The sequence below is a fragment of the Nocardia cyriacigeorgica genome, assembly GCF_010868145.1.
In the GTDB taxonomy this organism is placed as follows: domain Bacteria; phylum Actinomycetota; class Actinomycetes; order Mycobacteriales; family Mycobacteriaceae; genus Nocardia; species Nocardia cyriacigeorgica_D.
Genome location: NZ_JAAGUY010000001.1, coordinates 164,664 through 185,952, shown reverse-complemented (window position 1 = coordinate 185,952; position 21,289 = coordinate 164,664). Strand labels below are relative to the sequence as shown.

Annotated in this window: 1 protein-coding gene and 1 pseudogene; both read right to left on the bottom strand. The window is 69.6% G+C overall.

What is annotated here, in order from left to right; genetic code table 11:
• A complete protein-coding gene (locus GV792_RS00765; RefSeq protein ID WP_163821641.1) occupies window positions 1–14,718 on the bottom strand; it encodes a type I polyketide synthase in 14,718 nt (4,905 codons plus the stop codon).
• A 118-nt stretch (window positions 14,719–14,836) separates the two neighbouring features.
• Window positions 14,837–20,968 (bottom strand): annotated as a pseudogene (locus GV792_RS00760) (type I polyketide synthase); the annotation flags it as partial.
• Window positions 20,969–21,289 lie beyond the last annotated feature (321 nt).

Genomic DNA, 21,289 nt, shown 5'->3' with positions numbered 1-21,289 from the left:
CTATAGGTGGTCGATGAATTCGAAGAGTTCGCGGTCGTCGGCGCTGTCGAGGCCGTCGACGGAACCTGGCAGGTCGATCGTCTCGGTGTCCTGGTCAGCGAGCTCGCTCAGCAGGGCCGCCAACCGGGCGGCGATCTCCGAACGGTCGGTGGCCGACAGCTCGGCCGCGGCGCAGCTGCGTGCCAGCGATTCGACCTCGGCCGCGATCCGCTCGGCGGGATCGTCGTCCGGCACGATCTGCTGCCGCAGATACGCGCCCAATGCCTCCGGCGTCGGATAGTCGAACATCGCGGTCGCGGGCACCTGGACGCCGAGGGCCGAGCGCAGCCGGTTGCGGAACTCCATGACGCCGAGCGAATCGAATCCGATATCGGTGAACGGCTTGTCCGCGAGCACTGATTCCGCACCGGTATGCCCCAGGACGTTCGCCGCCTGGGTCCGGATCACCTCGAGGATGATCTGGTCCTGCTCGGCCGCCGACCGGCCTGCCACTCGCGGCAGCAGACCGGACGATTCGTTCTGCTCGGCGGCTCTGCGCCGCCGCGGTGGCCCGGACAGTCCACGCATCATCGCGCGGACCTCGCCGTCGTCGGTGTCGGCGAGCGCCGCCCGGTCGATCCGTGCGGCCACGAACGCCGCATCACCGGTCGCAAGCGCCGCGTCGAACAGCGCCATACCGTCCTCGGCGCGCAGGGCGAGGATGCCTTCACGCCGCAATCTGGCCAGATCGGCTGCCCCGAGGTCGCCGGTCATCCCGGTGCTCTGTTCCCACAGCCCCCAGGCCACCGACGTCGCGGGCAGGCCGTGTACGTGCCGATGCTGGGCCAGCGCGTCGAGGAAGACATTGGCCGCGGCGTAGTTCGCCTGGCCGGGGGTACCGATGACTCCGGTCAGCGAGGAGTAGAGCACGAACAGTGACAGATCCAGCGTCTTGGTCGCCTCGTGCAGGTTCCATGCGGCATCCACCTTCGGCCGCAGTACGGTCGCGATCTGTTCGGGTGTCATCGCGGTGAACAGCCCGTCGGCGAGCACGCCCGCCGTGTGGACGACACCGATCAGCGGATGCTCGGGCGGGATGGTCGCCAGCATCGCGTCCACCGCGGCCCGGTCGGCCACATCGCAGGCGACGATGTCGACCTGCGCGCCCAATGCCGTGAGTTCGGCACCCAGTTCGGTCGCACCGGGCGCTTCCGGACCACGCCTGCCCGCCAGCACCAGCCGCCGCACACCGTATTCGGTGATCAGCTGCCGTGCCGCGAGCGCGCCGAGCACCCCGGTGCCGCCGGTGATCAGTACGGTGCCTTCCGAGCGCAGCGGCGTGGGCACGGTGAGCACGTTCTTGCCGATATGCCGGGCCTGGCCGAGGTGCCGGAAGGCTTCCGGCGCCTGCCGCAGGTCCCATGCGGTGGTCGGGAAGGGCGCGAGCGCCCCGGTGTCGAACAGGCCGACCAATGTCGTCAGGATCTCGTGCAGCCGGTCCGGGTCCACATCGAGCAGGACGAAACTGCGGTAGTCGACGCCGGGATGGGCGGCAGCCACCTCGGCGGGATCACGCCGATCGAGCACGCCCATCTCGACGAACCGGCCGCCACGCGGTAGCAAGCGCAGCGATGCGTCCACGAATTCACCGGCCAGCGAGTCCAGCACGATATCGGCGCCGCGACCATCGGTGGCGTCGAGGAACTTCCGTTCGAATTCCAGCGTGCGCGAATCGCCGATCACGGAATCGTCGAATCCCATCCCCCGCAGCACATCCCACTTCGGGGTACTGGCGGTGACCAGCATCCGTAGCCCAAGATGCCGCGCGAGCTGCACCGCCGCCATGCCGACGCCGCCGGTGGCCGCATGCAGCAAGAGGGTTTGGCCCGGCTGCGCGGCGGCGAGGTCGACCAGTCCGTAGTAGGCGGTCGCATACACCACGGGCACCGCGGCGGCCTGGGTGAACGACCAGCCGCGAGGCATCCGGGCGAGCAGCCTGCGGTCGGCGACGGCCACCGAATCGACGCCCCAGAGGAAGCCGAAAACCCGGTCACCGGGGGCGAATTCGGTGACGTCGTCGGCGACCTCGAGCACGATTCCCGCCGCTTCACCGCCGATCCTGGCGTCCGGGAAGGGATAGGTCCCGAGCGCGACGAGCACGTCCCGGAAATTCAGCCCGACCGCCCGCACACCCACTCGGACCTGTCCTGGCCGCAGCGGTTCCCGTGCGCGCGGATCATCGGCCAAGACGAAATTGCCCTCGTCCAGCGTGCCCTGACCGCGGTCACCGAATGCCAAGCCCGGTGACCGCAGAGCCGCCGCGGCCCCGGCGATGCCCCCACTGGCGCGCCGCAACCGCGGCATATACGCCACGCCACGGCGCACCGCCAGTTCCGGTTCGCGGCCGGTGGTCACTGCCAGTTCCGCACCGCGCCGATAGTCCGTCCATTCGTCGACATCGACGACGAATATCCGTCCCGGATTCTCGCTCTGCGCGGTGCGCAGCAGACCCCAGGCCGCAGCGCCGGGCAGATCCACGGGTTCGCCGGGATGCACTGCCATCGCCTGCCGGGTCACGACCACCACGAGTTCGTCTGCTTGCAGTAATCGCTGCATCCGCGCGGTCAGGTCGGTCACCGAGTCTCGTACCAGTGCGGGGAGATCGCCCGCACCGGACGGCTCGTCCAGGCGCAGCACCGTCGCCGCCTGTCCCGCGACCGTGACGGTTTCGGCCTCGGCGGTGAGTGCCCAGGAAGCGTCCGCCGTGTCGTCGGTACCCGGTGCGGGCAGCGCGAGCCATTCCACGGCGTAGCCGACCGCGTCGGGCCGTCCGCCCGCCGCGCCGAGAGTGTGAATCGGCATGGGCCGCAATGTCAACGCGCCCAGTTCGGCCACTGGCAGTCCCGCGGGATCGGCGAGGGTGAGTGCGATCTGGTCGTTTCCGGTCGTGACGTCGGTCCTGGCCGCGCGTACCCGAAGTGCCGTCGCGCCCGTCGCGTGCAGCGTGAAGTTCGCCCAGGAGAACGGGACGGCGATCGCTCCGTCCGGGGTGGCGGGAGCCAGCCCGCCGAGCAGGATCGCGTGCAGCGCGGCGTCCAGTAGCGCGGGGTGGATACCGAAGCCGGTGACCTCCGACCGGGCCGCCTCCGGCAACGCCACCTCCGCGAACACCTCGTCACCGCGCCGCCACAGCGTGGTCAAGCCGCGGAACAGGGGTCCGTACTCGTAGCCTTGGTCGGCCAGCTCCGCATAGGCGTCCTCGATCGGCATCGCCACCGCGCCCGTGGGCGGCCATTCGACCAGATCCGCGGCGGGTACCGTCGCCGGTTCGGAGGTGACGGTACCGCTCGCATGCCGCACCCATCCGTCCGAATCATCCTGACTGGGCAGCGAATACAACGACACCGATCGTGCGCCTCGCGTATCGGGCGCTGCCACGACCACCCGCAGATCGACAGATCCGGCCGACGGCACCGGCAACGGTGCCTCGATCGTCAGATCCGCCACTTCCGGACAGCCGAGCAACGTTCCCGCCTGCATCACCAGATCCACCATGGCAGTGCCGGGCAGCAGCGCCACCCCGGCCACCGCATGCTCGGTCAGCCACGGCTGATCAGCCGCCGACACCCGGCCCGCGAACACCACATCCCGCGAATCCGGCATCCGCACCATCGCACCGAGCAGTGGATGTTCGACGGCATCCAGACCCGACCGTTGTTCGGTCGGCACACCGACCGGTTTCGGCCAGTAGCGCCGACGCTGAAACGCATACGTCGGCAACTCCAATCGAGCGGCGGCCGGAGCCAGCGCCTGTGCCGCGACCTCGATACCGGCGCAGTGCGCGCCCGCCAGCGCAGCGGCGAACTGCTGCCGGCCGCCCTGCTCACGTCTCAGCGTGCCGAGGACGGCCACCTGATCGGCCAGGTCGATCGATTCGACGGTCAGTTCGATCCCCATCGTGAGCACCGGATGCGGGCTCACCTCGATGAAGGCGTTGATTCCCGCACGCTGCAAGGCTTCGATCGATTCGGCGAAACGCACCTGCTCGCGCAGTCCGCGATACCAATACCCCGCGTCCAGCGTCGCGGTATCGGCGTAGTCGGCGGACACCGTCGAGAAGAACGGCACTGAACCGGTCATCGGTGACACCTGGTCCAGTTCGGCCAGCACCCGATCGCGGATCGACTCCACCGCGTGGGAGTGCGAAGCGTAATCCACCGGGATGCGTTTCGCCCACACGCCGGCGGCCGCGCATTCGTCCAGGAATTCCGTCACGGCCTGCGCGGCACCCGAGATCACGATCTGTCCTGGGCCGTTCACAGCCGCCACGGACAGCTGGTCCCCGAACCGGGCCAGCCGTTCCGTCACCGCGTCGGCGGACAGGTTCACCGAGGCCATACCGCCCGCGCCCGCCAGTTCCTCGGCAACGATCCGGGAGCGCCGCGCCACGATTCGCGCACCGTCGGCCAGCGACAGCCCGCCCGCCACCACGGCGGCCGCGATCTCGCCCTGCGAATGCCCGATTACCACGGCCGGTTCCACGCCGCTCGCGCGCCACACCCGGGCCAGCGACACCAGCACCGCGAATAGCGCGGGCTGCACCACATCGACTCGTTCCAGTGCCGCGGCGTCCGGCTCGCCACGCAGTACCGCGGTCAGCGACCAATCGATGAACGGCGCCAGCGCCGCTTCGCATTCCTCGATCGCCTCGGCGAAGGGCCCGCCCGCGGCCAGCAGTTCCGCCGCCATACCCGGCCACTGGCTTCCCTGGCCGGGGAAGACGAAGGCCACCCGGCGCTCCGTGGTCGCGCGACCCGACGTCGCGTTGCCGGTGGGCGGTTGTGCCACCGCCTCGGCCAGACCGGCCAGCCCGGACGTGAGATCGGCACGCTCCCGGCCGACCACCGCACCGCGCCACTCCAGCTGGGCGCGGTGGCGCAGCAGGGTCGACGCCACCTCCGTCAGGTTCGCGTCCGGGTGGGCGTCCACCCATGCGGAGAGCCGAGCGGCTTGGCCGCGCAATGCCTCCGGGCTGTCCGCCGACAGTGTCCAGACGCTCACCTCGGCGTGGCGTTCGGCTGATTCCCCCGTACCGGCTGATCCGTCGAATTCGTTCGATCCATTCGGTCCGCCCGAACCGCTCGGAATCGCTCGGGCTCCAGCAGGCGCCGGGCGCGGCGCCTCCTCCACGATCACGTGTGCGTTCGTTCCGCTGATACCGAAGGACGACACACCCGCCCGCCGTACCCGGCCACCGGCGGGCCAGGGCTGCGCCTCGGTCAGCACCCGCACCGATCCGGCCGACCAGTCCACATGCGGTGACAGCTCGTCCACGTGCAGTGTCTTCGGCATCATCTCGTGCCGCAGAGCCTGCACCATCTTGATCACGCCACCCACTCCTGCGGCGGCCTGCGAATGCCCGATATTCGATTTCAGCGATCCGAGACGCAGCGGCTCCGCCCGCTCCTGGCCATAGGTGGCGAGCAATGCCTGCGCCTCGATCGGATCACCCAGCGCGGTCCCGGTGCCGTGCGCTTCCACGGCATCCACATCCGCCGCGCGCAATCCGGCGTCCGCCAGCGCCGCGGCGATCACCCGCTCCTGCGACGGGCCGTTCGGCGCGGTCAAGCCGTTCGACGCACCGTCCTGATTGATCGCGCTGCCGCGTACGACCGCCAGGACGGTGTGGCCGAGCCGCCGCGCATCCGACAGTCGCTCCATCACCAGTACGCCCGCACCCTCGGCCCAGGCGACACCGTCGGCGGCCGCCGAGAACGATTTACACCGGCCGTCCTTGGCCAGCCCACGCTGGCGAGAGAAGTCCACGAACACCGTGGGCGTCGTCATCACGGTCGCACCGCCGACCAGGGCCAGCGAACTCTCCCCCTGACGCAGAGCGCGGCAGGCCACATGCAGGGCGACCAGCGAGGAGGAACACGCGGTGTCCATGGTGAGCGCGGGGCCCTCCAGACCGAGCGCGTAGGCCACCCGGCCCGACACCACACTGCCGAGCGATCCTGTCAGGGCATAGGACTCCACCTCGGGTCCGGCCTGGCGGATCACGGTTTCGTAGTCCTGGTACATCACGCCGGTGTAGACGCCGGTATCGCTGCCGCGCAACGACACCGGATCGATTCCGGCGTGCTCCAATGCCTCCCAGGACACCTCGAGCAGCAGCCGCTGCTGCGGATCCATGGCCATGGCCTCGCGGGGTCCGATACCGAAGAATCCGGCATCGAAATCAGCCGCGTCCCGAAGGAATCCACCCGAACGCACATACGAGGTCCCCGAATGCGCGGGGTCGGGATCGAACAGCCGCTCCAGGTCCCAGCCGCGGTCGGCCGGGAACTCGCTGATCGCGTCCGTTCCCGCGGCGACCAGATCCCAGAGCCCGTCCGGTGATTCAACCCCGCCCGGGTACCGGCAGGCCATCCCGACGATCGCGATGGGTTCATCCGCCCGCACCCGACGCACGGCCTTCGCAGCCGTTTCCACCTGCGCCGGTACGAGTTTCGACAGCACCAGTGTGGCCACAGCCGCCGGTGTCGGATGGTCGAACACCAGCGTCGACGGCAGTCGCACACCGGTCGCCTTGTCCAGCCGATTACGGAACTCCACCCCGCCCAGCGAATCGAAACCCATCTCGCTGAACGGCCGGTCGGCCCCGATCAGTTCTCGTGACGCGTGGCCGAGTACGGCGGCCACCTGCTCGCGCACCACATCCAGCACGATGGATCCACGGCGTGCCTCCGGCAATCCGGCCAACCGGGCGCCGAGCGAACCATCCGCTGCCGCAGCTCGTGTCAGCGTCGTGGCGCGCGGCGCGAATCCGCGCAGTACGGCGGGAACCGCTTCGATGTCGGCGGTGCGGCGTAGCACACCGGCGTCGAATCGGATCGCGGCCAGGCAGGCATCCGACCGGCTGAGGGCAGCGTCGAAGAGACGCCGACCCTCACCGTCGCCGATCTGGCCCAGACCCAACCGCTCCCACCGGGCGAGGGCGACCCGGTCCAGCTCGCCGGTCATCCCACTGTCCTGGTTCCACGGCCCCCATGCCACCGAGGTGGCGGCCGACCCGGCGTCCCGTCGCCGTTGGGCCAGCGCGTCAAGGGCGGTATTCGCGGCGGCGTAGTTCGCCTGTCCGGCCGACCCGACAATGCCCGCGATCGAGGAGAACAGTACGAATGCCGACAGATCGCGGTGGCGGGTCAGTTCGTCCAGATGCCATGCACCGTCGACCTTCGGCGCGAAGACCCGATCCACCTGTTCGCCGGTCATGGTCTCGACGGTGCCGTCGTCGAGGACTCCCGCCGTATGAACGACAGCACTCAGCCGACCCTGTGAGTCGATGGTGTCCAGCAGGTTTCGCACCGCATCGCGATCAGACACATCGCACGCCACAATTCGGACCTCAGCGCCTGCCCGGGTCAGCTCCGCGGCCAGTTCGGCGGCGCCGGGCGCGTCCGGCCCCCGGCGCGAGGTCAGGACCAGACTGTGTACCCGGTGCTCGGAGATCAGATGCCGAGCGAACAACGCGCCGAGACCACCGGTACCACCGGTGATGAGCACGGTCCCGTTACCGAACGACGGCGCCTCGGTGTCGACGGGTGCCGGTTCGCCCACCAATCGCGGCGCAAGTACCTGTCCGCCGCGCACGGCCACCTGTGGTTCACCCGATCCGAGCACCATCGCCAGGCGTTCGGCATCCAACGGCTGCGCGGGATCCTCGTCCACCAGAACGAACCGCCCCGGGTTCTCTGATTGCGCACTGCGGACCAACCCGCACACCGCGGCGGCGGCCGGGTCCTGGACCTCGCCGGGCAGCCCCGCTCCTCCGGTGGTGATCACCGCGAGCCGGACCTCGGCACCGTGCTCGCCCGCGAGCCAGGACTTCACCGTCCGGAGGGTGTCGTGCACCGTGCGTCGCACCGCCGCCGGACCCTCCGCCGAGGACTCGGGCATCCGCCACACCACGACATCCACCTCGATATGGGCCGTGGAGATATCGGCGACCGATGCGAAGTCCACGTCGATCCCGGCCAGGGCACCACCGGCGAGGGTGGCCATGACCGGGGCGGCGGAGTCGCTGCGGCCCACCGGCTCCCATCGCAGCCGGAACAGCTGTGCCGCCTCCGTCCGTTCCTCAGCGGCCGCGAGCGCGTCGATCGAGACCGGACGCAGCGTCACGGCGCCGAACTCGATGACCGGTTCATCGCGTGCATCGCTGAGGGTCAGCGTGATGCGCCGATCGGCGCCGGTTCCAGCCGGTACCGATCGCACCCGCACGGAGGTGGCGCCGACCGCGTGCAGGGCGATGTTCTCCCACGAATACGGAACCAGGATCTCGCCCGGTGCCACGGGCTCGGTCATGGCGCCGAGCAGGACCGCGTGCAGGGCCGAGTCCAGCAATGCCGGGTGAACCCCGAACCGCTCCGCCGCGCCATGCGCCTGCTCCGGCAGGGTCAGTTCGGCGAAGATCTCGTCGCCGCGCCGCCACAGTGCCGCCAAACCGCGGAAATGCGGGCCGTAACTGTAGCCACGCCGAGCCAGTTCTTCGTAACCACCCGCTATCTCGACCGGGTCGGCGCCCGCAGGCGGCCAGATCTCCGGGACCTCGAGGGACGCAGACGACAGCGACTGTGCGACAAGAGTTCCCGTCGCATGACGAATCCACTCCACCGCCGATGGCGCGGGCTCGCTTTGCAGACGCGAGTACACCGACACCGCCCGGGACCCCGACTCATCGGGCCCGTCCACCATGACGCGCAGTTCGACGGCGCCCGTCGCCGGGAGCACCAGCGGTGCCGTGACGACCAGCTCGGCCAGATGCGCTGTGTCGGTCATCGCACCGGCGTGCAACGCCAACTCCACGAATGCCGTCCCCGGCACCAGAACGGCACCGCCGATCACATGATCGGCGAGCCAGGGATGACTCGACAGCGATATCCGGCCGGTCGCCACCATGCTTTCCGACTCGGGCAGCCGGACCACGGCACCGAGTAGCGGATGCCGAAGCTCGTCGAGGCCGATGGTCTTGGCATCACCTGTCCTGGTGGGTGTCAGCCAGTACCGCTGATGCTGGAACGCATACGTCGGCAGAGACACTCGCGATACCGCGGAACCCGCGAACAGCTCCGTCCACTTCACCTCGATACCGGCGATATGGGCCTGAGCGAGCGCCGAGACGAACCTGGTCGGCTCCACTTCGGTACGCCGCGCGGCCGCGATCACCACCGCAGCCGCCTCGGCGTCCGGGGTTTCGGCAAGACATTCCCGAACCATCGCCGCGAGTACCGCGTCCGGCCCGACCTCCACGAACCGGCGCACACCCGCCGAGACGAGAGCGTCCACCCCCTCGGCGAAACGGACGCGATCACGCACCTGTCGCACCCAGTACTCCGGGTCGGTCAGATCGGATCCGACGAGGTCACCGGTCACATTCGACACGATCGGAATATTCGGCGGGCGGGAGTCGACCGCCTCGGCCACCGACCGGAATTCGGCCAGCATCGGATCCATCCGCGCCGAATGGAACGCGTGGCTCACCCGCAGCCGAGTGGTCTTGATCCCGGCGGCCGCCAGGGTTCGCTCCAGTTCACCGATGGCATCGGCGTCCCCGGACAGCACGGTCGAGGCCGGTCCGTTCACCGCTGCGATCGACACCCGGCCGGGGAAATCCTCGATGGCACCGGACGCGCGTTCGCCACCGCACGCCGCCGCCAGCATGGCCCCGCCCACCGGCAACGCACCCATCAACCGGCCACGGGCGGCCACCAGCGCGCACGCGTCGGCCAGCGACCACACACCGGCCACGTGGGCGGCCGCGAGTTCGCCGATCGAATGACCGATCAGCAGATCCGGGGTGATACCAAATGATTCGATCAGCCGGAACAGCGCGATCTCGAACGCGAACAATGCGGGCTGGGTGAACTCCGTCCGATCGAGCAGCCCTTCGGCGTCGTCGAACATCAACTCCCGCAACGACAGTGCGCGGTCCCGGCCCGGCGCTGGATCCACCGCGCCCAGATGGGCATCGAACTCGGCACATACCTCATCCAAGGCGCGGGCGAAGACGGGGAACGCACGGTAGAGTTCGGCGCCCATCCCGGCCCGCTGCGCCCCCTGACCGGTGAACAGGAACGCGGTCTTCCCGGCCGTGACCCGGCCCGCGGAGGCTCCGGTTCCGGCGGCGAGTTCGGTCAGTCCGGCCAGTAGCTCCGTCCGATCGGTGCCGACGGCGGCACCGCGCACAACGAACTGTGCACGCGTTTCGAGCAACGCCTTCGCGGCGCTGCCGAGATCGGCGTCGGGACGCGCGAATATCCACTGTCGCAAGCGCTCCGCTTGATCACGCAGCGCCGCGTCGGTCTTCGCCGAAAGGAGCAGCGGGATCGCGGCGGGCCGATCCGCACCACCGGAGACCTCGACCGCGACGGCCGCCGGTGCTTCTTCGAGGATCACATGGGCATTGGTGCCGCTGATCCCGAACGACGAGACACCCGCCCGGCGCACCCGGTCCGAGGCGGGCCACGGCTCGGGCTCGGTCAGCAATCGCACCGATCCCGCCGACCAGTCCACATGCGGTGTCGGGGAGTCCACATGCAGGGTCTTCGGCAGCGCTTCATGACGCAGGGCCTGCACCATCTTGATGACGCCGCCGATACCGGCCGCGGCGACCGCATGACCGATATTCGATTTCACGGATCCGATCCGCAACGGCTCGTCCCGTCCGGAGCCGTAGGCGGCGATCAACGCCTGCGCTTCGATCGGATCACCAAGGGTGGTCCCGGTCCCGTGCGCCTCCACCGCATCGACATCGGCGGGCGCCAGACCGCCCGCGGCCAGCGCCGCCGCGATCACCCGCTCCTGCGATGGACCGTTCGGCGCGGTCAGGCCGTTGCTCGCACCGTCCTGATTGATCGCGCTACCACGCACCACGGCCAGTACGTCGTGGCCGTGGCGGCGGGCATCCGACAGCCGTTCGAGCACCAGGACGCCGACGCCCTCGGCCCAGGTGACGCCGTCCGCCGCGGCGGCGAAAGCCTTCGACCGTCCGTCCGGCGCCAGCCCGCGCTGGCGGGCGAAATCGATGAACAGATCCGGGCTCGCCGCCACGCTCACCCCGCCCGCGAGCGCAAGTGCGGTTTCGCCCTCGTGCAATGCCTGGCAGGCCAGGTGCAGCGCGACGAGCGAGGACGAGCACGCGGTGTCCACCGTGACCGCGGGCCCCTCCAAGCCGAGAACATAGGCCACCCGGCCGGATATCACGCTGTGCGAGGTCCCGGTGAGTCGATAGCCCTCGTATCCCCCGGTCACCCCGCGCTCATATCCGGAGGAGCTGGCGCCCACGTACACACCCGCATCGGTGCCGCGCAATCCGGTGGGGTCGATGCCCGCGTGCTCGAGGGCTTCCCAGGCGACCTCGAGCATCAGTCGCTGCTGTGGATCCATCGCAGCGGCCTCACGTGGGCCGATGCCGAAGAAATCGGCGTCGAAAACGCCGGCGGCGGAAAGAAATCCGCCTTCCCGGGTGTAAACGGTGCCCGGCTTGTCCGGATCGGCGTCGAACAGCCGCTCCAGATCCCAGCCACGGTCCGCCGGGAAGGGCGTGATCACATCCCGGCCCGCCGCGACCAGCTCCCACAGGTCCTCGGCCGAGGCCACATCGCCGGGAAACCGGCAGCCGATTCCGACGATCGCGATCGGCTCCGTGGAATGTACGCGCCGCGTCGCCTGCCGGATGCCCGGATCCACGCCTTCGAGCCGCGAACGCACCAGCCGGGCCACCGCGGCCGGGGTGGGATGGTCGAATACCAGTGTCGCGGGCAGCTGCACGCCGGTGGCCGCCACCAGTCGATTCCGCAGTTGCTGTCCGCTCAGCGAATCGAATCCTGCTGCGGTGAAAGGGAGTTCGGGGTGTATCGCATCGGGGGAATCGTGACCGAGGATCAACGCCGCCTGTTCGGCCACGACCGCGAGCACCAGTGCGTCACGTTCGGGCTCGGGCGCGGCGAACAGCCGCGGCGCCAGCGGGCCCGAGTCGGTGATCTGCGCAGCGGTATCGGCGGCTGGAGGGGCTTCCGGCAGCAGTGCCGCCTGGCGCGCATCGCCCGATTCCGCGCCCGCACCGACTCCGGGCGTCCAGCAGCGCCGCCGTTGGAACGCGTAGACCGGTAGGTCCACCATCGGGGCGTGCGGCGCAAGCATCTGCGGCGCCACCTCGAGCCCCGCGCAATAGGCACGTGCCAGCGCGGCGGTGACGTGCTCCGGGCCGCCCTGACCGCGCCGCAAGGTGCCGAGCACGGCCACCTGGCCGGTTTTCCCGAGCGCGTCCGCGGTCACCTCGATCGCGGCGGTGAGCACCGGGTGCGGGCTGGTCTCGACGAAAGCGTTCAGCTCGGCACGCAGCAGTGCTTCGACCGCGTCGGCGAACCGCACCGGTTCGCGCAGGCCCCGGTACCAGTACCCGGCATCGAGGTCAGCGGTATCGACGAAGTTCGCGGTCACCGTCGAAAAGAACAGCACGGTACCGCTTTTCGGCCGAATCGGCGCCCACCCGGCCAGTAGCCGGTCGCGGATCCGCTCCACCGCGGGCGAATGCGAGGCGTAGTCGATCGGTATCCGCTTCGCCCACACCCCCGCCGCGGCGCATCCGTCGAGGAACTCCGTCAGCGCGTCGAGCTCGCCGGTCACCACGGTCTGCCCCGGGCCGTTCACCGCACCGATCGACAACCGGTCACCGAACGGCCTCATGCGCGCGAGCACCGCATCGGCCGCCAGCGCCACCGCCGCCATACCGCCCGATCCCGACAGTTCCTCGGTGAGCGCACGCGAACGCACCGCGACGACCCGGGCCCCGTCCGCCAAGGACAATCCACCGGCCACCACCGCCGCCGCGATCTCGCCCTGGGAATGGCCGACCACCGCGGCGGGTTCGACCCCGCTCGCGCGCCATACCCGGGCCAGCGCGACCGACACCGCGAAAAGCACCGGCTGCACGACATCCTCGCGTTCCAGCGACGGCGCCCCCTCCGCTCCGCGCAGCACCGCGGTCAGCGACCAGTCCACGAACGGTGCCAACGCCGCCTCACACTCCACGATCGCGGCCGCGAATACCTGGTCCGAGGCCAGCAGCTGCGCCCCCATCCCGGCCCATTGACTGCCGTGGCCCGGGAACACGAACACGGCCTGCCGACTCGCCGCCCTGCCGATCACCGCGAGGCGATCATCGGCTCCGGCCGGATCGGCCAATGCCGCCAGCCCGGCATCGAACGCCTCGATCCGGTGCCCCGCCACCGCGCCCCGCCATTCCAGCGAAGTGCGCGAGCGCAGTAGCGAATGGGCTACCTCGGTGGCATCGGCCCCTGGATGCTCGGCCAGCCACTCCCGCAACCGCACCGCCTGGGCCCGCAATGCCGCCGGGCTCTGCCCTGACAGCACCAGTGCCACCGGCCGCGTCCGCTCCGCTGCGGTCACCGGTTCGCCGGCAGCGGGCACCGGCGCTTCCTCTAGCACCGCATGCGCGTTCGTACCGCCCATACCGAACGACGACACGCCCGCTCGCCGCAGCGTGGCGGCGGACCAGGGTTCGGTCGCGGTGGCGACCCGCAGACCGAGCGCGGCGAGCGGAATCCGCGGGTTCGGAGTGTGAAAGTTCAGGCTCGGCACCAGTTCTCGATGCCGCAGGCACAACGCGGTCTTGATCAGACCGACAATTCCCGCCGCACCCTCCAGATGCCCGATATTGGTTTTCACCGAACCGACGATCAGCGCCGAGTCCGCGGACCGCGTCGCGCCGTAGGTATCCCCGAGTGCGGTCGCCTCCACCGGATCACCAGCGGGTGTGCCGGTCCCGTGCAGCTCCACATAGTGCACCGAGGCCGGATCGACGGCTGCCGCCGTGAGCGCGTCCCGGATGACCGACGTCTGCGCGGCCGTGCTCGGTGCACCGAGCACCCGGCGCTCGTTTCCGCTGTCGACCGCACTGCCCCGGATCACCGCGTAGATCCGGTCACCGTCGGCGACCGCCCGCGCCAACGGTTTGAGCACGATGACGCCGCCGCCTTCACCCCGGACGGTGCCGTCCGCACGTTCATCGAACGTGTAGCACTTACCCGAGGGCGAATGGGCGCCGAAGTGCTCATAACGCTCACCGCTCAACGGAGAGAGGATGAGATTCAGCCCACCGGCGAGGGCGATATCGCATTCACCGCTACGCAAGGACGCGCAGGCCAGATGCACCGCGACCAAGGAGGACGACTGCCCGCTGTCCACGACGAGACTCGGACCGGTGAACCCGTAGTAGTTGGAGATCCGGTTGGCCGCCATCCCCCGGCCGACGGCCGAGAGCGTATGCCTGCCGAGACCGGATCGGCCCTGCGCGGCGACGATTTCAGCGAAATCGGTGCCGGTGGAGCCGAGGAACACTCCGGCGCGGGCTCCGTGCCGATCGAGCAGGCGCGCGTCTTCCAGGGCCTCCCAGCTCAATTCGAGACCGAGTAGCTGCTGCGGATCGATCGACCGCGCCTCGTTCGGTGGCACGCCGAAGAAGTCGGCGTCGAATTCGGTGGCGGTGTCGAGGAATCCGGCCGTCTCATCGACACCGGGGCGATCGGCCGGAGCCGAACCGATGGCCTCGCGCCCATCGCGCAGCAGCCGCCAGAACTGTGTCAGGTCGGCAGCGCCCGGCAGCCGGCACGACATTCCGACAATGGCGATCTCGTTCGCCGATTCGACCATGGGATTTCCTCTGTCTCGCCTTGTCAACTGCTACGCACTACGCAGTGCGGAAAATCGCCGATCCGGGTCATGACACGCTCGCGGCGGGGTTCGCCACCGACTGGAGCCATTGCCGCAGGGCTCGCGCCACGGCGGGGATCTGCTCTTCGATGAGTGAGAAGTGATCGGCCTCGATCTCGATCGTGTCGCCTCGGTGCTGCCATCCCGGCACCGGTTCGGCGACCTCGAGACCCGGCAGGCCGATGGTGGCGCGCAGATTCAGCGTTGGCGCCGCGATCGGCCGGTTGCGGCGCTCATGGTAGATCCGCACGTAGTTACCCATCGCGACCAAGGCATGGTCGTCGACGTCGATCAGCTCGTGGCCGCGATCGAGCACCAGGCCGAGCGCGCGGGCGAACACATGACGCATGAGTTCATCGCCATCTGGCGCATAGGTGTCGAGCAGTGCGACACCTACCGGTCCACGGCCGTGCTCCTCGAGCCGTCCGGCGAGCGCGTGCGCGAGCGCGCCACCGATCGAATAGCCGACGAGAGCGAAGGGACGCGCCTCGGTGGCTTCGGCGGTGACGGCGGCCAGTTCATCCAGCAGCGCATCCCAGCTCGACGGCAGCGCTTGCCCCGCACGGGTGCCCGGCAACCACAGTGCCGATACACCGAGTTCCCCGCCGAGTTCGCGCGCCAACCGCCCGAACTGATGCGGTCCATTGCCGACCAGGAATGACGGAATGCAGATCAGGGTGGGACCTGTGCCCTCGCGCGCCAGCAGCATCGGTGCCGAAGAACCGTGCGGTGCGGCGCGTTCGCCGTCGACGCTCAGTTTCGCGGTTTCGACCAACAGCGGCAGGGTGGCGGCCACCTCGCCACGCCGGTGCGCGGCCAGCACCAGTTCCGTGAGGGTGCCCCGCACGCCCGTCGTGGCGGGCGGAGCCTGCGCCGGGGCCTGCGTTCCGCCCAGCTGCGCGTGCAGCATCCGGGCGACAGCGGCGGCGGTCGGATATTCGAACACCACCGTGGACGGCAATACCTGTCCGCTGGCCGCGGCGAGGCGGTTGCGGAACTCAACCCCGCCCAGCGAATCGAATCCGAGTTCGGCGAACGGCACCTCGGCGTCGATGGCCTCGGCCGAGCTGTGGCCGAGCACGACGGCGGCGAGCGAACGGACCTCGCGCAGGATGATGTCGTAGCGGTCGGTCTCCGGCGACCTCGCCAGGAGTTCGGCCAGCGAACCGCTCGTCTGCTCCGGTCGCGCCGCCGCGGGTACGCGCACCAGATCGCGCAGCACCGCGGGCAGCATCCCGGAGCGAGCCAGCGCGGTGAGCGCGGACATGTCGAGTATCGCGGTCATCAGGAACGCGTGCCCTGCGGCCAGCGCCCGATCGAACAGCGCAAGGCCGGGCTCCGGGGTGATCGGAAGCAGTCCGAGGCGGGTGCGGATCCGGCGGGCGATATGTTCTCCGCCCGGCTCGGCGACCGCGTCCGCCATACCGAGCGTCCACAGTCCCCACGCCAGTGCGTGCGCGGGCAGGCCCGCTTCCCGGCGGTGGTGCGCCAGCGCGTCGAGGAAGCGATTGGCCGCCGCGTAATTGCCCTGGCCCTGACCACCGAGCAGCGGCGCGGCAGAGGAAAACAACACGAAAGCCGACAGATCCAGATCGCTGGTCAATTCGTGCAGGTTCAGCGCCGCATCGGTTTTCGGGCGCAGGACCCGATCCACCTGTTCGGTGGTCATTGCCTCGATAGTGGCGTCGTCGAGTACTCCGGCGGTGTGGATCACGGCGGTCAGCGGGCGGTCTGCGGAGATGGTGCGCAGCAGCCGGGACAGGGCGTCGCGATCGGCCACATCGCATGCCGCTACCCGCACGTGGGCGCCCATGTCTTCGAGTTCGGCGGCGAGTTCCCGGGCGCCCTCGGCATTCGGACCCCGCCGGGAAACCAGGAGCAGTCGCCGCACACCGTGTGTCGTGACCAGATGTCGCGCGGTGAGCGCACCCAATCCGCCGGTGCCGCCGGTGATCAGGACCGTTCCGCTGCCGAACGACAGCGGCCCCGCATCGGGCGCGGCGGCCCGGACCAGCCTCGGGACCAGCATGCCGTTATCGCGCAACGCCACCTGCGGCTCACCGAGCGCGACCGCCCGCAACACAGCGTCTGCCGTCAGCACGGTGGCGTCGTCGTGATCGATCTGCACGATCCGTCCGGGATGTTCCGACTGCGCGCAGGCGATCAGGCCGGAGACGGCCGCCGCCGCGGGATCGCAGGACTTCCCTGGTATCTCGGCAGCGTTCCGGGTCACCACGACCAGCGTGGTGTGCTCGGATCGTGGATCGGCCAGCCAGTCCCGCACCACCGGCAGGGCGGTATGGACCCGGTGCCGGGCGGCCGCGGCCATATCCGGCGGAGCGGATGCGTCCTCGGAATGCCAGACCGCGATACGCGGAACGGATTGCGCCGCAAGCAGATCGCCGGGCTGCGCGTATTCGGCATCGGCGCCGGGCAGTGCCACCCCACCCAGGGCCGCGACTGCCTGCCGGGCGGGAGCGGCCGCTGTGGGCATCGGTGTCCACCGGAGGGTGTACAGGGAATGCGCGGCGCGATCACGATGCAGCATGCGGGCATCGACTGGGCGCGCGGTCAGCGCGTCGATGGCGAGTACGGGCGCGCCCGTGGTGTCGACGGCATCGACTCGGATGCGATCGACACCATCTCGGCCGACGCGCACGCGCAGTGTGGTGGTCTCGTCCCGGTACACGCGAACACCTGTGAAGGCGAACGGCAGTGGTACTCGTCCCGCATCGGCATCGGCATCGGCATCAAGACGGTCGATGGCAGGGTGGAAGGCGGCGTCGAGCAGCGCTGGATGGATCCGGAACCGCCGCACGTCCGCCCCCTCGGGTAGCGACAACTCCGCGAACACCTCCGCACCGCGCGTCCAGGCACCCCGTACGCCCTGGAAGGCCGGACCGTATCCGAATCCCATCCCGGCCAATCGCTCGTACAGCCGCGCGGCATCGACAGGTTCGGCAGCCGTCGGTGGCCAGGTGCGCTCATTCCAGCCCATATCCCCGGTGGTGGTGAGCGGTGCCAGCACACCCGTGCCGTGCACAACCCATTCCGCCTCAACGGAATCCGTTTCGAGCACGGTCCTGGAATGCACCGAGAAACGACGGCGACCCGCACCGTCGACCGCCTCGACGCCGAGCTGAATATCGACGGACGCATCGGCATCGAGCAGCAACGGCGATTCCAGCACCAGTTCTTCGATCACGCCGGCGCCCAGCCGGGCGCCCGCAGACAACGCCAGCTCCACGAACCCGGTACCGGGCAGCAGTGCGGACCCGAACACCACATGATCGGCGATCCAGGGATGCGTCCGCGCCGAAAGCCTGCCGGTGAACAGCCATTCGTCGCGGCCCGCCACCGGCACCGCGCTCGTGAGGATCGGATGGTCCGCCGCGCCCGTCGCTCCGACTCCGGGGGCAAGCCAGTAGCGCTGACGTGCGAACGCATAGGTGGGCAAGGGAACCCGCCGGGTCTGCCTGCCCGCGAACAATGGCTCCCACCTCACCGGGACGCCGGCGATATGGGCTTGCGTCAGCAACGTCACGAACTGGGTGACCTCATCGGCCGATCGTCGTGCCGCAGCTGCCACCATCGCAGGCGATCCGGGGTCCGTCTGCCCGGCCACGCACTCCTGCGTCATCGCCGCCAGTACCGCGTCCGGCCCCATCTCCAGAAAGCGCCGTACCCCCGATTCGACGAGCGTCCGCACGCCCGCCGCGAAGCGCACACATCCCCGGACCTGGTCCACCCAGTACCCGGGCTCGGTCACCTCGGTACCGGCGGCACCGGATACGTTCGACACGATCGGGATCGACGGCGGCCGGTAGCGCAGACCTTCGGCCACCGCACGGAATTCGGCGAGCATCGGCTCCATCAGCACCGAATGAAACGCATGGCCTACCCGCAATCGCGCGACCCGCTTTCCCGCACCGGAGAGCTGCTTCTCCAGCACATCGACGGCGTCCACGGCACCGGACAGCACCACGGCGGCGGGAGTGTTCACCGCCGCGACCGAGATTCGATCCCCGTATTCCGCGAGGATCTCGACGGCTTGCGCCTCGGTGACGGCGACCGCGAGCATCGCCCCACCCGGCGGCAGTGCACCCATCAGCCGTCCCCGCGCCGCCACCAACAGACACGCGTCCTCGAGTGACCACACCCCCGCCACATAGGCGGCGGCGAGCTCCCCGATGGAGTGTCCCGCCAGCACATCCGGGGTGATCCCGAACGATTCCGTCAGCCGGTACATCGCCACTTCGAAGGCGAACAACGCGGGTTGCGTCCATTCCGTGCGATCGAGCACACCGTCCGGATCGGCGAACATCACCTCCCGCAGCGGCCGCGCGGATGGCAGGTGCGGATCGAACGCCGCGCAGACCTCGTCCAACGCGTCCGCGAAGACAGGGAACGCGCGATACAGCCGCGCACCCATACCGGCCCGCTGCGCCCCCTGTCCGGTGAACAGGAACGCGGTGCCACCGACGACGACCGTCCCCGTGGCCACACCGGTGCCCGGCGCGCCCGCCGCGAGTTCCGCCAGCCCCGTCATCAATTGCTCCCGGTCGCGGGCCACCACCGCACCGCGCCGGTCCCAGTGCGTTCGAGTGTCGACCAGCGACGACGCCAGGCTCCACAGGTCGGCATCCGGATCGTCGAGCAGCCACTGCCGCAATCGGTCCGCCTGGGCGCGCAGCGTGTCGGCCGATTTCGCCGACACCAGCACCGGCAGCGCATCCGCCGACTCTAGGGTGACCCGGGGCGGCCCCGCGGCCTGCTCGTCGGTGGCGGCATCCACCGCGGGCGCCTCCTCCACGATCACATGGGCGTTGGTGCCGCTGATTCCGAACGATGACACACCCACCCGGCGCACCCGCGGCCCCGCGGGCCACGGCTGTGCCTCGGTCAGCAATCGCACCGATCCGGCCGACCAATCCACATGTGGTGACGGCGCTTCGACGTGCAGGGTTCGCGGTAGCGTCTCGTGCCGCAACGCCTGCACCATCTTGATCACCCCGCCGACACCAGCGGCGGCCTGCGAATGTCCGATATTCGATTTGAGCGATCCGATCCGCAGGGGTTCGGCTCGGTCCTGCCCGTAGGCCGAGAGCAGCGCCTGGGCCTCGATCGGATCGCCGAGCGGTGTTCCGGTGCCGTGTGCCTCCACCGCGTCGATGTCCGCCGCGGTCAAGCCCGCGTCCGCCAGCGCTGCGGCGATCACCCGTTCCTGCGCCGGACCGTTCGGCGCGGTCAGTCCATTGCTCGCACCGTCCTGATTGACTGCGCTACCTCGCACCACGGCCAGCACATCGTGGCCGTTGCGGCGTGCGTCCGACAGCCGTTCCAGTACCACCATCCCGACGCCCTCGGCCCATCCCACACCGTCGGCGGCCGAGGAGAATGCTTTACATCGCCCATCCGGCGACAGGCCCCGCTGGCGGGAGAATTCCACGAACAGGCCCGGCGTCGAAATCACGGTCACCCCGCCCGCCAGCATCAGCGAGGTCTCCCCGCGGCGCAGCGACTGGCAGGCCAGATGGATCGCCACCAACGATGACGAACACGCCGTATCAACGGTAAGCGCCGGACCCTCCAGACCCAGTGTGTACGCCACCCGCCCGGACACCACACTGCTCGCCGAGCCGGTCCCCGCGTACCCTTCGGCCGCCGGCCCCGCTTCCCTGGCCAGGTATCCGTAGTCCTCGTACATCACCCCGGCGATCACACCGGTATCACTGCCCCGCAACGACGCCGGTTCGATACCCGCGTCCTCCAACGCCTGCCACGACACTTCGAGCAACTGCCGCTGCTGTGGATCCATCGCGGCGGCCTCGCGCGGGCCGATCCCGAAGAATGCCGCGTCGAAATCCCCTGCTCCGCGCAGGAAGCCGCCTTCGCGGGTGTAGGACTTGCCGAACCGGTCGGGATCGGGATCGTAGAGCTCGGCCACGTCCCAGCCACGGTCGGCCGGGAACCCGCCGACGGCGTCGGTACCGGAGGCGACCAGATCCCAGAGCTGGCGTGGTGATTCGACGCCGCCGGGATAGCGGCAGCTCATGCCGACGATCGCAATCGGCTCGCTGATCCGTTCCCGCAGCCGGGTCAGATCCTCGCGGGTCGCCATGAGTTCCACGGTGACCTTCTTCAGGTACTCCAGCATGCGCTCGGATGAATCACCGGCACTTGTATTCACGTTCACATCCAGGGGTGTCGCAAGGTCGTCGAAGAGTCCCGCGCGCGGGCGGGATCGGTGAATTCCGTTGTGTTCGGCCGGGTATCCGGTGGTGGTGCCGACGGCACGACTCAGCGGCGTGCGGCAGTAGCATCGCATCGGCTGCCACACCCGGCAGGCGTTGTTACCACGCCTGCCGCGGGCGTCGGACCGGGCAGCTCAATGGGGTGCGTCGACCTGATCGGCACAACATGCGCGGGGTCCGCGGTTCGCCACTGAAGGGTTCTATGAACGCGACTCAGGCGCCCGTCGAATACACGAACCGGACTGGCCGACGTTCAT

Excerpts from the sequence above, each read along its gene's own strand:
- GV792_RS00765 (WP_163821641.1), bottom strand. The coding sequence starts at position 14,718 with ATGGTCGAATCGGCGAACGAGATCGCCATTGTCGGAATGTCGTGCCGG.